The organism is Pseudomonas sp. 8(2025) (genome assembly GCF_052665325.1).
The window spans coordinates 140,986-154,465 of sequence record NZ_JBQOIE010000002.1 but is presented as its reverse complement, the minus strand read 5'-3'; the positions used below and the strand labels follow the sequence as shown (position 1 = coordinate 154,465).

Genomic DNA, 13,480 nt, shown 5'->3' with positions numbered 1-13,480 from the left:
CTGGCACGGCGCTTGCTCTGAGCAACCTTAGTGAAGTCGCAGTGCCAACTAAAAAAACCTTGGAGCACCACCTCATGTCCCAGACGTTTTACAAGAAAGGCTTTCTGGCCCTCGCAGTGGCAACTGCGCTGGGTGTTTCTGCGTTTGCTCAAGCCGACCTGAAGATCGGTGTAGCGGGTCCCATGACAGGCGCCAACGCGGCATTTGGCGAGCAGTACATGAAGGGTGCACAGGCAGCGGCTGACGAGATCAACGCCAAGGGCGGGGTCAACGGCGAGAAGATCGTCCTGGTCAAGGGCGATGACGCCTGTGAACCCAAGCAGGCGGTGGCAGTGGCCAACCGCCTGGTGGACCAGGACAAGGTGGCCGGCGTGGTCGGGCACTTCTGCTCCTCGTCGACCATTCCGGCTTCCGAGGTGTACAGCGACGCCGGTGTGATTGCCATCACCCCGGGCTCCACCAACCCCCAGGTCACCGAGCGTGGCCTCTCCGCGATGTTCCGCATGTGCGGGCGTGACGACCAGCAGGGCATCGTCGCCGGTGACTACATCATCGATGTGCTCAAGGGCAAGAAAGTCGTGGTGCTGCACGACAAGGACACCTACGGCCAGGGCCTGGCGGATGCCACCAAGGCACAGTTGACCAAGCGCGGCGTGACCCCGGTGCTGTACGAGGGCCTGACCCGTGGCGAGAAAGACTTCAGCGCCGTGGTGACCAAGATCCGCGCCGCCGGCGCCGACGTGGTGTACTTCGGCGGCCTGCATCCGGAAGCCGGTCCGCTGGTACGCCAACTGCGCGAGCAGGGCCTGAAGGACGTCAAGTTCATGTCCGACGACGGCATCGTTACCGACGAATTGGTGACCACCGCCGGTGGCCCGCAATACGTTGACGGCGTGTACATGACCTTCGGCGCCGACCCGCGCCTGCTGCCAGACAGCAAGGCCGTGGTGGATGCCTTCCGCAAGGCCGGCACCGAGCCCGAGGGCTATACCCTGTACGCTTATGCCTCGATCCAGGCCCTGGCGGCCGGCTTCGGCGGCGCCAAGTCCAACAAGGGCGAAGATGCGGCCAAATGGCTCAAGGCCAATCCGGTGAAAACCGTGATGGGCGAGAAGTCCTGGGACGCCAAGGGTGACCTCAAGGTTTCCGACTACGTGGTCTATCAGTGGGACAAGGACGGCAAGTACCACCAGCTGGAAAAACAGAAGTGACATGAGTCCGAACGGGCCGGTACCACCCCCTGGTACCGGTCCCTGCTCGTGCAGTACTTGCCTTTTCTCGTAGAGCTGCACAACGGACGTGTTGCGCAGACGGGTGATCCCTGTCCGGCGTCGACGGCCTGTGCAGTCTCTCAAGTCCGTGAGATTGCGTTATGGATGGTATTTTCCTGCAGCAACTGATCAATGGGCTGACCCTCGGGTCCGTCTACGGTCTGATCGCCATCGGCTACACAATGGTCTATGGCATCATCGGCATGATCAACTTCGCCCACGGCGAGGTTTACATGATTTCCGCCTACCTCGCGGCAATCAGTCTGGCTCTGCTGGCCTATTTCGGCATTGAATCCTTCCCGCTACTCATTCTCGGCACGCTGATCTTCACCGTCGTGGTGACGGGGATCTATGGCTGGGTCATCGAGCGCGTGGCCTACAAACCCCTGCGCAACTCCACCCGCCTGGCGCCGCTGATCAGCGCCATCGGCATTTCGCTGATCCTGCAGAACTACGCGCAGATCAGCCAGGGCGCCAAGCAGCAAGGGGTTCCGACCCTGCTGGCCGGGGCCTGGAAAGTCGATATCGGCACAGGCTTCGTGCAGCTCACCTACACCAAGATCTTCATCCTGGTGGCGGCGTTCGCCGGCATGGCGCTGCTCACCTACATCATCAAGTACACCAAGCTCGGGCGTATGTGCCGGGCCACCCAGCAAGACCGCAAGATGGCCTCGATCCTCGGCATCAACACCGACCGGGTGATCTCCTACGTGTTCGTCATCGGCGCGGCCATGGCGGCCCTGGCCGGGGTGCTGATCACCATGAACTACGGCACGTTCGACTTCTATGCCGGCTTCGTCATCGGCATCAAGGCGTTCACCGCTGCGGTACTCGGCGGCATCGGCTCGCTGCCTGGGGCGATGCTCGGCGGGATCATCCTCGGCATCTCCGAGTCGCTGTTCTCCGGCTTGATCAACTCCGACTACAAAGACGTGTTCAGTTTCTCGCTGCTGGTGCTGATCCTGATCTTCCGTCCCCAAGGCCTGCTGGGTCGCCCACTCGTGGCGAAGGTGTAAGTATGTCTGCTGCCAATAAACCGATTGATATCAAAAAGAGCGTCATCGACGCCGTGCTGGCCGGGCTGATCTCGCTGATCGTGTTTGGCCCCATCGTGGGTGTGGTGCTCGATGGCTACAGTTTCAACCTGCAGCCGACTCGCGTGGCCTGGCTGGTAGCCATTGTCATGGCCGGCCGGCTGGCCCTGAGCCTGTTCCTGCAAACCCCCAAGGGCCTGAAGATTCTCCAGGGCTTTGAAAGCACCGGCTCCGGCGTGCATGTGCTGGCGCCGGACTACAAGTCGCGGCTGCGCTGGATCATCCCGGCCCTGATCGTGATCGCCATCGTGTTTCCGTTCTTCGCCAACAAGTACCTGCTGACCGTGGTCATTCTCGGGTTGATCTACGTACTGCTGGGCCTGGGGCTGAACATCGTGGTGGGGCTGGCGGGCCTGCTGGACCTGGGTTACGTGGCGTTCTACGCCATCGGCGCCTACGGCCTGGCCCTGGGCTACCAGTACCTGGGCCTGGGCTTCTGGACCGTGCTGCCCCTGGCGGCGATTGCCGCGGCCCTGGCGGGGTGCATATTGGGCTTCCCGGTGCTGAGGATGCACGGCGACTACCTGGCCATCGTGACCCTGGGCTTCGGCGAGATCATCCGCCTGGTGCTCAATAACTGGCTGTCCTTCACCGGTGGCCCCAACGGCATGCCGGTGCCGTCGCCGACTTTCCTGGGCCTGGAGTTCGGCCGCAAGGCCAAGGACGGCGGGGTGCCGTTTCATGAGTTCTTCGGCCTGGAATACAACCCCAACCTGAAATTCCTGTTCATCTACATCGTGCTGTTCCTGGTGGTGCTGCTGGTGCTCTACATCAAGCACCGGCTGACCCGCATGCCCGTGGGGCGGGCCTGGGAAGCCCTGCGTGAAGACGAGATCGCCTGCCGCGCCATGGGCCTGAACCATGTGTTGGTCAAACTCTCGGCCTTCACCATCGGTGCTTCCACCGCCGGCCTGGCCGGGGTGTTCTTCGCCAGCTACCAGGGCTTCGTCAACCCGTCGTCGTTCACCTTCTTCGAATCGGCGCTGATCCTGGCCATCGTGGTGCTGGGGGGCATGGGCTCGACGGTGGGCGTGGTGATCGCGGCCTTCGTGCTGACTGTGGCGCCGGAGTTGCTGCGCAGCTTCTCCGAGTACCGGGTGCTGCTGTTCGGCATTCTCATGGTGTTGATGATGATCTGGCGACCGCGAGGGCTGATCCGCATCAGCCGCACCGGCGTCACTCCACGCAAAGGTGCTCTGACTGAGGGGAACGCGCCATGAGCGAATACATTCTTTCGGTCGAAAACCTGATGATGCACTTCGGTGGCATCAAGGCCCTCAGCGACGTCAGCCTGAAGGTCAAGCGCAACTCGATCTTCGCCCTGATCGGCCCCAACGGCGCCGGCAAGACCACGGTGTTCAACTGCCTGACCGGCTTCTACAAGGCCTCCGGCGGGCGCATCGAGCTCAATACCCGGGGCCGGCAGACCAACGTCATCAAGCTCCTGGGCGAGCCCTTTCGCGCCACCGACTTCGTCTCGCCGAAAAGCTTCGCCAGCCGCTTGTACTACAAGATGTTCGGCGGCACCCACCTGGTGAACCGCGCCGGGCTGGCGCGGACCTTCCAGAACATTCGCCTGTTCAAGGAAATGTCCGTGGTGGAAAACCTGCTGGTGGCCCAGCACATGTGGGTCAACCGCAACCTGCTGGCGGGCATCCTCAACACCAAGGGCTACCGCAAGGCGGAAAGCGCCGCCCTGGACCATGCCTTCTACTGGCTGGAGGTGGTGGACCTGGTGGACTGCGCCAACCGCCTGGCCGGCGAGCTGTCCTACGGCCAGCAACGGCGCCTGGAGATCGCCCGGGCCATGTGTACCCGGCCGCAGATCATCTGCCTCGACGAGCCGGCCGCCGGCCTCAACCCCCAGGAAACCGAAGCGCTGAGCGCAATGATCCGGCTGCTGCGCGACGAGCACGACCTGACCGTGGTGCTGATCGAACACGACATGGGCATGGTGATGAGTATTTCCGACCACATCGTGGTGCTCGACCACGGCAACGTGATCGCCGAGGGCGGCCCGGAGGCGATCCGCAATGATCCGAAAGTGATTGCCGCCTACCTGGGTGCCGACGAAGAGGAACTGGCATGACTCAACCTATCCTCGAACTCAAGGACCTGGACGTGTACTACGGCCCGATCCAGGCCCTGAAGAAAGTCTCGCTGCACATCAACGAAGGGGAAACCGTGAGCCTGATCGGCTCCAACGGTGCCGGCAAGTCGACCCTGCTGATGTCGATCTTCGGCCAGCCCCGGGCGGAGTCCGGGCAGATTCTCTATCGCGGTGTGGACATCACCCACAAGTCGTCCCACTACATCGCCTCCAACGGTATCGCCCAGTCCCCGGAAGGGCGTCGGGTGTTCCCCGACATGACCGTGGAGGAAAACCTGCTGATGGGCACCATCCCCATTGGCGACAAGTACGCCAATGAGGACATGCAGCGCATGTTCGAGCTGTTTCCCCGCCTCAAGGAGCGGCGTACCCAGCGGGCCATGACCATGTCTGGCGGCGAGCAGCAGATGCTGGCCATTGCCCGGGCATTGATGAGCCGGCCCAAGTTGCTGCTGCTGGATGAGCCGAGCCTGGGCCTGGCGCCGATCGTGGTGAAGCAGATCTTCGCCACCTTGAGGGAGTTGGCGGCCACCGGCATGACCATCTTCCTGGTGGAGCAGAACGCCAACCACGCGCTGAAGCTCTCGGACCGCGCCTACGTGATGGTCAACGGCGAGATCCGCCTGAGCGGCACCGGCAAGGAACTGCTGGTCAACGAGGAGGTGCGCAACGCTTACCTGGGCGGCCACTGACCGTCCGCTCTGTGGATAAAGCATGCCCCGCCGGCCCGCGCCGCCGGGGCATTGTTATGCCCACCCCATCCCGTCCTCCCCTGTAGGCGCTGGCTTGCCAGCGAAGGGGGCCGCCTGACCGCCTTTCTGATTTCACCGAGCGCCGACTGGCGCTTTGCGCCTGCACCAAGCCTGTGTCCGGTAATTGTGGAAAACATTCCTGGCAAGCTGCTTTAACGCGGCATAAAGACGCTGCAAACAGTTGTTTTTCCACTGTTTTGACTTGTCCCCGTTTGCTGTGGAGCGGGCTGTGGGTAACGTGGGTGTAGCTGGCTGCAAGCCTTTAACCACGTGGCTTGCAGGCGATTGGTTGTTTTTTGATCGGTGCTTTTTGTGGGAGCTGAAGGTGCGCTTGTCAACCTTTTTATTGTCGCAGCTGTACCTGGAAAAGGGTTGGGATAAGCCTGTGGATAAGTCTGTGATTAAACTCTGGAAAGACGGCTCTGAGCGGCGTAGTTACTGGCCTCTGGCCTTGTCAACCTTGACCGTGCGGTCATCTTTGCCCGGGCCGGCTGCATGGACCCGCGGTCCGGGTCAAGCAAAAAACTTCTGCTGAACCCGCGCAGGCCCTGTGGATAGCGGCTTTCAGCCCTTTGCACTTGCCCCCAAAGACTGTGGACCGGCCTGTGGATAAGGTGCGTGCACATGGCTGCAGGCCATGTAACCCGTGGCTTGGCGCCTGGTGAGTGTTTTTTGTACAGCGAACATCGGGCGCGCTCACCGCTTGCGGCTCTTTACGGCCAACGGCGCGGTTGCCGGTAGGAGCCGGCCCGGGCATGCTGCGAAGCGTTTTTTATCGAAACGGCGGCTCGCCACCCAGCAAGGAGAACACCATGACTTCCACACTGTTCATTACGGGCGCGACTTCCGGTTTTGGCGAAGCCTGCGCCCGGCGCTTTGCCGCAGCCGGCTGGTCCCTGGTACTGACCGGCCGCCGCGAGGAGCGCCTCAGCGCCCTGTGCGCGGAGCTGTCCAAACAGACCGAGGTGCATGGCCTGGTGCTCGATGTGCGCGACCGCAAGGCCATGGAAGAGGCCATCGCCCAGTTGCCGCCTTCGTTCAGCAAGCTGCGCGGGCTGATCAACAACGCCGGCCTGGCCCTGGGCGTGGACCCGGCGCCCAAGTGCGACCTGGATGACTGGGACACCATGGTCGACACCAACATCAAGGGCCTGATGTACAGCACCCGCCTGCTGCTACCACGGTTGATCGCCCACGGTCGCGGCGCAGGCATCGTCAACCTGGGCTCCATCGCCGGCAACTACCCGTACCCGGGCAGCCACGTCTATGGCGCGAGCAAGGCCTTCGTCAAACAGTTCTCCCTGAACCTGCGCTGCGACCTGCAGGGCACCGGCGTGCGCGTCACCAACATCGAGCCGGGGCTGTGCGAAAGCGAGTTCTCCCTGGTGCGCTTCGCCGGTGACCAGGCACGCTACGACGCCACCTACGCCGGGGCCGAGCCGATCCAGCCCGAGGACATCGCCGACACCATTTTCTGGGTGCTCAATACCCCGGCACACGTCAACATCAACAGCCTGGAGCTGATGCCTGTGAGCCAGACCTGGGCCGGTTTCGCCATCGAACGCAACGCCAAGTCATGAGCCTCCTGTAGCCGCTGTCGCAGGCTGCGACAGGGCCGCAGGGCCCTCCGGCGCCCGCAAGATCTTGCGCCTCCTGCGGAGGCGGTCGCAGCCTCGCCATCGCTCGGCAGCGGCTACAGTTGTACTCGGATACACATAAGCTGATTCGTTTCAGCTTGTGGTCAGCCCTGACAGGTTAGAATTCCCGCCAGAAATTTCGCCGCTGCCTCACACAAGGCGGCGTTTTTGAAGTTCGATAGGAGGAATCGTGAGTAACCGAGGTGAGCAGGCTCTGCTCAAACAATCGACCGTACTGATGTTCGCCGTGGCGATCGCCGGTATCGTCACGGGTTTTGTTTCTGGCGCCCAATCCATCCTGTTCGATGGATTTTTTTCGCTGATCGCCACCTTCATCAAGGTCCTGATGCTGATCACCGCCAAGCTGATCGCCAAGGAAAGCAACCACCGTTTCCAGTTCGGCTTCTGGCACCTGGAACCCATGGTGCTGCTGATCGAAGGCAGCTTCCTGATGCTCATCGCCATCTACGCCTTCCTCAATGGGGTGTTCGGCATCATCAACGGTGGCCGCGAGGTCGAGCTGGGGCTGGTGATTTTCTATGCGGCGTTTTTCGCCGTGGCGGAGTTCGCCTACTTCTTCTACGTGCGCCGGCGTAACCGCAAGCTCAAGTCGTCGCTGATCCAGTTCGACAACATCAGCTGGCTGGTGGACGCGATGCTCTCGGTGGGGCTGCTGGTGAGCTTCATCATCGCCTTGCTGCTCAAGCAGTACGGGCACGGCCAGTGGGCGGTGTATGTCGACCCGGCGATCCTGATCCTGCTGGCCCTGAGCATGTTGCCGCTGGCGCTGAAGATCCTGCGCCCGGCCCTGCGTGATGTGCTGGGGATCGCCCCGGACCAGTTGGACGAAAAGGTCCGCAACGTGATGGAGCAGGCCAAGGCCGCCCATGGTTTCGACGACTACATCAGCTACGTGCAGAAGCACGGTCGGGCGCGGTTCATCGAGATCCATATCGTCCTGCCGGCGCACTATCCGCTGCAGGATGTGGCGACTCTGGACCGCTTGCGCGAGGAGATTTCCAGCCAGTTGGGAGAGGCCGACGCAGCGCGCTGGCTGACCATCAGCTTTACCGGGGATCGCAAGTGGATCGCTTGAGGGGCGGCGCCTGTTTCGCCGGCAAGCCGGCTCCTACAACACCGCGTAGGAGCCGGCTTGCCGGCCAAGGGCCTCAGGCAAAATATTCCGCCAGCCCGCGATAGCAGGTCGCCAGGTGATAAGGCGTGGTCGACGGCATATCCCGCCGGCTGACCGCGCCGTTGGCATCCAGGCATTCATTCCAGCCCCCTGCATGCAGGAAATGCGCTTGCAGCGCTTTTAGCTGACGCAGCAAGGGCGCCTGGCCAGCCGGGCGCAAGGTCAGGGCACGCAGGTATTCGGCCTGGGCCCAGATGCGCTGGGTGGCGTCCTTGACGCCGGCTCGGGGCGGCAGTTCGAGCATGGCGCACACGGCGCCGCTCTCGGGCTCGACTCCCAGTTGCTCGGTAAAGGCGAAGGCTCGTTCCACGCAAGCGTGCAGGGCGCTGCCGCGCAGTAACTGTGACGAGGCCAGCAGGAAGTACCACTCGAACTGGTGCCCCGGCTCGAACCAGTTATCCACAGCTCCCAGGGGCTTCTCCATCATCACCCCGTGCTGGGGGGCGATGAACTGCTGCTGCATGGCCTGGCACAGTTCCAGCAACGCGGCTTGGACCGCAGCGTCCTCGCGTACGGCCAGGATCGCGAGAAAGGCTTCGGCCAGGTGCATCAGTGGATTCTGCAGCGGCCCCGAACCCAATATGGACCAGTCCTCGGCGAGGCTGGCTTCGTAGAGCCCGTCGCCGCGGGCGAAGCGCTGGGCTACCACTTCCAGGGCGGCGTTGAGCACCGACTCCACCAGCGGCTCGCGGACCTTGGCCCAGTAATGAGCGCAGGCGAAGAGGATAAAGGCGTGGGTATAGAGGTCCTTGCGGCGATCCAGCGGCGCGCCTTCAGGGTCGATGCTGTAGAACCAGCCACCGTGCTCGGCGTCGTGGAAGTGCCGTTGCAGCGAGCGGAACAGCGCGGCGGCGCGCTCCTGGGCAAAGGGCGCGGCGGCATCGCCGATCAATTGGGAAAACAGATACAACTGCCGGGCGCAAGCCATGGCCCGATAGCGCTGCGGTGGCAGCGGCCGATGCTCGGCGTCCAGCGCCTCATAGGGCAACGCCAACTGCGGGTTCCAGCCCGGGCCCTGCCATAGCGGCACTATCACCTTGTGGAAATGCTGCTGCATGGCGTTGAACAGAGCGCTCGGTTCAGGCGAGGCGGCGGAACGGGATACATCTGGCATTGGCTGGCGTCGTCACGGCAGTTTTGAATGCGCGACATGTTACCAGAGAAGCCCCACAAGGCGGCTTGCCCGCCGAGCACGACATACTGGCAGGAGCTGGCTTGCCAGCGAAGGCGGCCCGCAGGACCGCCTTCGCCGGCACGCCGGCTCCTGCAGATGAAGCAGGGATCAGCCTGCCAGCAACCAGACGCCCGTAGCGGCCGAGGCCGCACCGGCCAGGCGCACCAGCGGCGCTGCCGCCTGAGGCAGTACCCGTACCACGGCATAGCCGGCGGCATGCAGGGCCGCAGTGGCCGCTACAAAACCGGCGGCATAGGCCCAAGGGCTGGACATGTCCGGCAGTTCCAGGCCGTGGGCCACGCCATGGAACAGGGCAAACAGCGCGGTGGCGGCAATCGCCAGGCTCAGGGGCGGGCGCACGGCCAGGGCCACGGCCAGGCCCAGGGCCAATACCGAAGCGGCGATGCCGCTTTCCAGGGCCGGCAACTCCAGGCCCTCGAAGCCCAGCACACCACCGATCAGCATGGTGCCGACGAAGGTGCAAGGCAGCGCCCAGCGCGCGGCGCCTTGCTGCTGGGCGGCCCACAGGCCGACAGCGAGCATGGCCAGCAGGTGGTCGAGGCCGCTGATGGGGTGGCTGATACCGGCCATCAGGCCGTTGTCGCCATGGCCCGGGTGGGCGAAGGCCAGGGCCGGGGTCAGCAGCAGGGCCAGGGCCCCGAGGATGCGTTTTAGGGTCATGGAGTGGTTTTCCTTGTTGAGCGGATTGGGTTCGGGGATCAGGCAGCGGTGAGCAGGCCCTGGCGTTCGATGAAGGCGATGATGTCCGCCAGGCCCTGGCCGGTTTTCTGGTTGCTGAAGACGAACGGCTTGCCGCCGCGCATGCGCTGGGTATCGCTGTTCATCATCTCCAGGGAGGCCCCCACCAGCGGCGCCAGGTCGATCTTGTTGATCACCAGCAGGTCGGATTTGCAGATGCCCGGACCGCCCTTGCGCGGCAGCTTGTCACCGGCGGAAACGTCGATCACATAGATGGTCAGATCGGAGAGTTCGGGGCTGAAGGTGGCCGAGAGGTTGTCGCCGCCGGACTCCACCAGGATCAGGTCGAGCCCAGGAAAGCGCCGGTTCAACTGGTCCACCGCTTCCAGATTGATCGAGGCGTCTTCGCGGATCGCGGTGTGCGGGCAGCCGCCGGTTTCCACGCCGATGATCCGTTCCGGCGCCAGGGCCTCATTGCGTACCAGGAAGTCGGCGTCTTCGCGGGTGTAGATATCGTTGGTCACCACCGCCAGGTTGTAGCGCTCGCGCAGGGCCAGGCACAGGGCCAGGGTCAGGGCGGTTTTACCGGAGCCCACCGGGCCGCCGATGCCGACGCGCAGAGGTTGTGCGTTCATGAGTTTCTCCTAGGAACGGAACAGGCGGCTGTACTGGCGCTCGTGGGCCATGCTCGCCAGGGACAGGCCGAAAGCGGCGCTGCCATGATGGTTGGGGTCAAGGTTCGCGGCGTTGTGCTGGGCTTGCTGCAACAGTGGCAGCAGCTCGCTGGTCAGGCGCTGGGCGGCCTGCTGGCCCAGGGGCAGGGTCTTCATCAGCACCGCCAGCTGGTTCTCCAGCCAGCTCCACAGCCAGGCGGCCAGGGCGTCCGCCGGGCTTATGCTCCAGGCCCGTGCCGCCAGGGCCCAGCCCAGGGCCAGGTGTGGTTCGTCCTGGTGTGTCAGCAGTTCTCTGGCATCGCTGTCCAGTTCCGGCAAACCCTCCAGCAGTTGCTTGAGGGAATAACCCATCTGCCGGCTTTCCTGGTAAAGCTCGCGGGTTTCGCGGCTGGCCCGATGTTCCTCGCTCAACTGCTGCAAGCGGGCCCAGTCCTGGTCGGCTGCGGCCTGGCAGTGGGCGAGCAGCAGCGGTGCTTCGAAGCGTGCCAGGTTCAGCAGCAGTTGATCGCTGATCCAGCGGCGGGCGCTGGCCTGATCATTTACCCGCTGCTGCTCCACGGCCATTTCCAGGCCCTGGGAATAGCTGTAGCCGCCAATCGGCAACTGCGGGCTGGCCAGGCGCAGCAGGGCCCAGGCCGGGTTCATGGGCGGATGCCGAACTGGTGCAGGCGCGGCGGATAGTTGAAGTCTTCATCGCCGTGGCGCGAATGATGGTGGCCGCCGCCATAGGCGCCATGCTCGGGCTGGAACGGTGCCTCAAGGGGCGCGGTGCTGGCCCCCAGCTGTTCGAGCATGGCCTTGAGCACATAGTCGTCCAGCAGGCGCAGCCAGCCGTCACCCACCTGCAGGGCCACGTGGCGGTTGCCCAGGTGATAGGCGGCGCGGGTCAGTTCGAAGGCGTTGCGGCAGGTGACGTGCAGCAGGGCTTCCGGGCGGGCGCAGACCTTGACGATGCGCCCGTCCTCGGCCTCCAGGAACTCACCATCGTGCAGCGGTGGCTGGCCCCGCTCCAGAAACAGGCCGACGTCTTCACCGGCGGCACTGAAACAGCGCAGGCGGCTTTTGCTGCGGGCCTCGTAAGTCAGGTGCAGTTCGGCGGACCAGGTGGCTTGGGGGGCGGTTCTGCGGTGGATCACCAGCATCGGAAAGCTTCCAGCTATGAGCGATGCACAAGCCAGAGCAAGGGCCTTGCCAATCACTCGGTGGAGAGGAAAAACCCTTTCTCGATGCCGGAACTGCGCCTGAAAAAGGGGCAAAACCTTGTTTCATCTTGTTACAAATTGATGCGCTGAGCTGATTTATAGCACTGAGTTGGTGCGCGGGAAATGTTTTTGCTGCAATCCGGTGCCCGGCGGGCAGGCAGGCGCAAACGCGCAGCCCAGAGCGGGGCGCATAGTGTGAAGGGGGAGCGGTGCGGGCGAGTTACTCGGTGCTGCCCAGGCCTTGCCAGTGCTTGAGGCCGATGAAGATGAAGCGCAGTTGCTGGGTGATCTTGGCCTGGGGCGTGAGGTGTTCGGGCAGGGCCTGGGCCGGGGGATCGATGATGTCGGGCAGGGTGGCGAACACGCTTTTGACGATCAGGTCGGCCATGACGCTGAGATCGGCGGCGTCCAGGTGCTGGAGCTTGGGCATCAGGGTGAGGTCGGCGGCGAGGTCCGAACTGATGTTCTCGCGCAAGGTGGCGATGGCCTGGCGAACCGGCAGTGAGCCGCCGTACTGCTCTCGGGCCAGAAACAGGAACTGCGAGCGCTTGGCTTCCACTACATCGAGGAAGATGCGTACCGAGGCATCGATGATGCCGCCCATGACGAATTCATTGTGGCGCACCAGGCGGATGGTTTCGCGAAAGGTCTGGCCGACTTCGCTGACCAGTTCCAGGCCCAGTTGGTCCATGTCGCTGAAGTGCCGGTAGAAACCGGTGGGCACGATACCCGCGGCTTTCGCCACTTCCCGCAGGCTCAGGCTGCCAAACCCACGGCCACACTCCATCAGGTGCCGGGCGGCATCCATCAGGGCGTTGCGAGTCTGTTGCTTCTGTTCGGCGCGGGGCAGCATCGGCGGGGCGTTCTTTGCTCAATGGGAGCGGCGCACTCTAGCAAATCAACTTTGCCGGAGTCGAACTGCTGTCAGAGACAGGAGGGAGAGGCAGGGGGAAAAATGCAACTGCTATAAAAGTCAAAGCCCGATCCAGGGATCGGGCTTTTTTCCAGGGCCAGCATGGCCTCAGCTCGCAGCTTGATGACGTTCGGCCAGGCGATCAGCACCGCCTTCGGCAACGGTCTGACCTTGAGGTGTACGGCTGTAGCCATCTTCCACCAGGCCTTTCTCTTCCAGGCGATCACGGCCGCCTTCAGCTACGTTTTGACCTTGTGGGGTGCGGTCGTAGCCATCTTCGGCGACGTTCTGGCCTTGAGGTGTACGGTCGTAGCCATCTTCGGCAACGTTCTGGCCTTGAGGGGTGCGATCATAGCCGTCTTCGGCAACGCTCTGGCCTTGTGGAGTACGGTCATAACCGTCGGCAGCGACTTTGTTGCGTTCGATCAGGCGATCCGAACCGCCTTCGGCCAGGGTCTGGGTGAACACGCTGTGGCTGGCCTTGACCTGTGGAGTGGCTTGTTCAGCGGCTGGCAGGGCGAAGGCGTTGGCAGCCAGAACAGATAAGGCGAGGCTCAGTAAAAGTTGGCGTTTCATGATGGGTTGCTCCTTGGTAGGGCGATAAATTGGGTACGGAGCTAATGTTACCGCCGCTAAATCGATATAAAAGTTCATAAACACAATGGTAATAATCAACGGAATTGATTGTTTGCCGCGAAGGCTCTAGCTCGGGCGTTAACGCCGATTGCTTTTGCACCAGGGTGGGTATTTTCGACTCAC

At 63.1% G+C, this 13,480-nt stretch carries 14 protein-coding genes; 7 read left to right on the top strand and 7 right to left on the bottom strand.

The window, feature by feature from the left end:
• Nucleotides 1-74: 74 nt before the first annotated feature.
• From ACUXVH_RS04625 to ACUXVH_RS04595, 7 genes are all read left to right on the top strand, one after another.
• Nucleotides 75-1,211 (top strand): branched-chain amino acid ABC transporter substrate-binding protein, encoded by a 1,137-nt coding sequence (locus tag ACUXVH_RS04625; protein WP_011058966.1) that lies wholly within the window; start codon nucleotides 75-77, stop codon nucleotides 1,209-1,211.
• 161 nt (nucleotides 1,212-1,372) lie between these two features.
• Nucleotides 1,373-2,287 (top strand): ABC transporter permease subunit, encoded by a 915-nt coding sequence (locus ACUXVH_RS04620; protein WP_011058967.1) that lies wholly within the window; start codon nucleotides 1,373-1,375, stop codon nucleotides 2,285-2,287.
• Between the two features lie 2 nt (nucleotides 2,288-2,289).
• Nucleotides 2,290-3,585 (top strand): high-affinity branched-chain amino acid ABC transporter permease LivM, encoded by a 1,296-nt coding sequence (gene livM, locus ACUXVH_RS04615; RefSeq protein ID WP_011058968.1) that lies wholly within the window; start codon nucleotides 2,290-2,292, stop codon nucleotides 3,583-3,585.
• The gene (locus ACUXVH_RS04610) at nucleotides 3,582-4,454 is read left to right on the top strand and encodes an ATP-binding cassette domain-containing protein (protein WP_011058969.1); all 873 of its coding nucleotides are present in this window, start codon (nucleotides 3,582-3,584) and stop codon (nucleotides 4,452-4,454) included. Before livM ends, ACUXVH_RS04610 begins: the two co-directional genes overlap by 4 nt.
• A complete protein-coding gene (locus tag ACUXVH_RS04605) occupies nucleotides 4,451-5,167 on the top strand; it encodes an ABC transporter ATP-binding protein (RefSeq protein WP_011058970.1) in 717 nt (238 codons plus the stop codon). Before ACUXVH_RS04610 ends, ACUXVH_RS04605 begins: the two co-directional genes overlap by 4 nt.
• An 872-nt stretch (nucleotides 5,168-6,039) precedes the next feature.
• Nucleotides 6,040-6,807 (top strand): SDR family oxidoreductase, encoded by a 768-nt coding sequence (locus ACUXVH_RS04600; protein ID WP_041115482.1) that lies wholly within the window; start codon nucleotides 6,040-6,042, stop codon nucleotides 6,805-6,807.
• Nucleotides 6,808-7,054: 247 nt separating this feature from the next.
• The gene (locus tag ACUXVH_RS04595; RefSeq protein ID WP_445494068.1) at nucleotides 7,055-7,960 is read left to right on the top strand and encodes a cation diffusion facilitator family transporter; all 906 of its coding nucleotides are present in this window, start codon (nucleotides 7,055-7,057) and stop codon (nucleotides 7,958-7,960) included.
• Nucleotides 7,961-8,033: 73 nt separating this feature from the next.
• On the opposite strand, the gene ACUXVH_RS04590 is transcribed toward ACUXVH_RS04595, so the two are convergent.
• From ACUXVH_RS04590 to ACUXVH_RS04560, 7 genes are all read right to left on the bottom strand, one after another.
• Entirely contained in the window at nucleotides 8,034-9,173 is a 1,140-nt protein-coding gene (locus ACUXVH_RS04590) for an AGE family epimerase/isomerase (protein ID WP_445494066.1), read from the bottom strand.
• Nucleotides 9,174-9,341: 168 nt separating this feature from the next.
• A complete protein-coding gene (locus ACUXVH_RS04585) occupies nucleotides 9,342-9,914 on the bottom strand; it encodes a HupE/UreJ family protein (protein ID WP_015633953.1) in 573 nt (190 codons plus the stop codon).
• A gap of 38 nt (nucleotides 9,915-9,952) precedes the next feature.
• Nucleotides 9,953-10,567, bottom strand: coding sequence for an urease accessory protein UreG (ureG, locus tag ACUXVH_RS04580; protein WP_011058975.1), 615 nt, complete (start codon nucleotides 10,565-10,567; stop codon nucleotides 9,953-9,955).
• A gap of 9 nt (nucleotides 10,568-10,576) precedes the next feature.
• Nucleotides 10,577-11,251, bottom strand: a complete 675-nt coding sequence (locus ACUXVH_RS04575; RefSeq protein WP_236203988.1) for an urease accessory protein UreF — start codon at nucleotides 11,249-11,251, stop codon at nucleotides 10,577-10,579.
• Entirely contained in the window at nucleotides 11,248-11,748 is a 501-nt protein-coding gene (gene ureE, locus ACUXVH_RS04570) for an urease accessory protein UreE (protein ID WP_236203989.1), read from the bottom strand. The genes ACUXVH_RS04575 and ureE overlap by 4 nt, the downstream gene beginning before the upstream one ends.
• 280 nt (nucleotides 11,749-12,028) lie before the next feature.
• Entirely contained in the window at nucleotides 12,029-12,661 is a 633-nt protein-coding gene (locus ACUXVH_RS04565) for a TetR family transcriptional regulator (protein ID WP_011058978.1), read from the bottom strand.
• Nucleotides 12,662-12,829: 168 nt separating this feature from the next.
• Nucleotides 12,830-13,297: a hypothetical protein gene (locus ACUXVH_RS04560; protein ID WP_011058979.1), complete on the bottom strand. Its 468-nt coding sequence runs from the start codon at nucleotides 13,295-13,297 to the stop codon at nucleotides 12,830-12,832.
• Nucleotides 13,298-13,480: the final 183 nt, after the last annotated feature.

Bases quoted from the DNA above. Each gene is read 5' to 3' on its own strand.
- ureE (WP_236203989.1), bottom strand. From the start codon at position 11,748: ATGCTGGTGATCCACCGCAGAACCGCCCCCCAAGCCACCTGGTCCGCC.
- ACUXVH_RS04590 (WP_445494066.1), bottom strand. From the start codon at position 9,173: ATGCCAGATGTATCCCGTTCCGCCGCCTCGCCTGAACCGAGCGCTCTG.
- ACUXVH_RS04585 (WP_015633953.1), bottom strand. From the start codon at position 9,914: ATGACCCTAAAACGCATCCTCGGGGCCCTGGCCCTGCTGCTGACCCCG.
- ACUXVH_RS04625 (WP_011058966.1), top strand. From the start codon at position 75: ATGTCCCAGACGTTTTACAAGAAAGGCTTTCTGGCCCTCGCAGTGGCA.
- ACUXVH_RS04575 (WP_236203988.1), bottom strand. From the start codon at position 11,251: ATGAACCCGGCCTGGGCCCTGCTGCGCCTGGCCAGCCCGCAGTTGCCG.
- ACUXVH_RS04565 (WP_011058978.1), bottom strand. From the start codon at position 12,661: ATGCTGCCCCGCGCCGAACAGAAGCAACAGACTCGCAACGCCCTGATG.
- ACUXVH_RS04620 (WP_011058967.1), top strand. From the start codon at position 1,373: ATGGATGGTATTTTCCTGCAGCAACTGATCAATGGGCTGACCCTCGGG.
- ACUXVH_RS04605 (WP_011058970.1), top strand. From the start codon at position 4,451: ATGACTCAACCTATCCTCGAACTCAAGGACCTGGACGTGTACTACGGC.
- livM (WP_011058968.1), top strand. From the start codon at position 2,290: ATGTCTGCTGCCAATAAACCGATTGATATCAAAAAGAGCGTCATCGAC.
- ACUXVH_RS04560 (WP_011058979.1), bottom strand. From the start codon at position 13,297: ATGAAACGCCAACTTTTACTGAGCCTCGCCTTATCTGTTCTGGCTGCC.
- ACUXVH_RS04600 (WP_041115482.1), top strand. From the start codon at position 6,040: ATGACTTCCACACTGTTCATTACGGGCGCGACTTCCGGTTTTGGCGAA.
- ACUXVH_RS04610 (WP_011058969.1), top strand. From the start codon at position 3,582: ATGAGCGAATACATTCTTTCGGTCGAAAACCTGATGATGCACTTCGGT.
- ureG (WP_011058975.1), bottom strand. From the start codon at position 10,567: ATGAACGCACAACCTCTGCGCGTCGGCATCGGCGGCCCGGTGGGCTCC.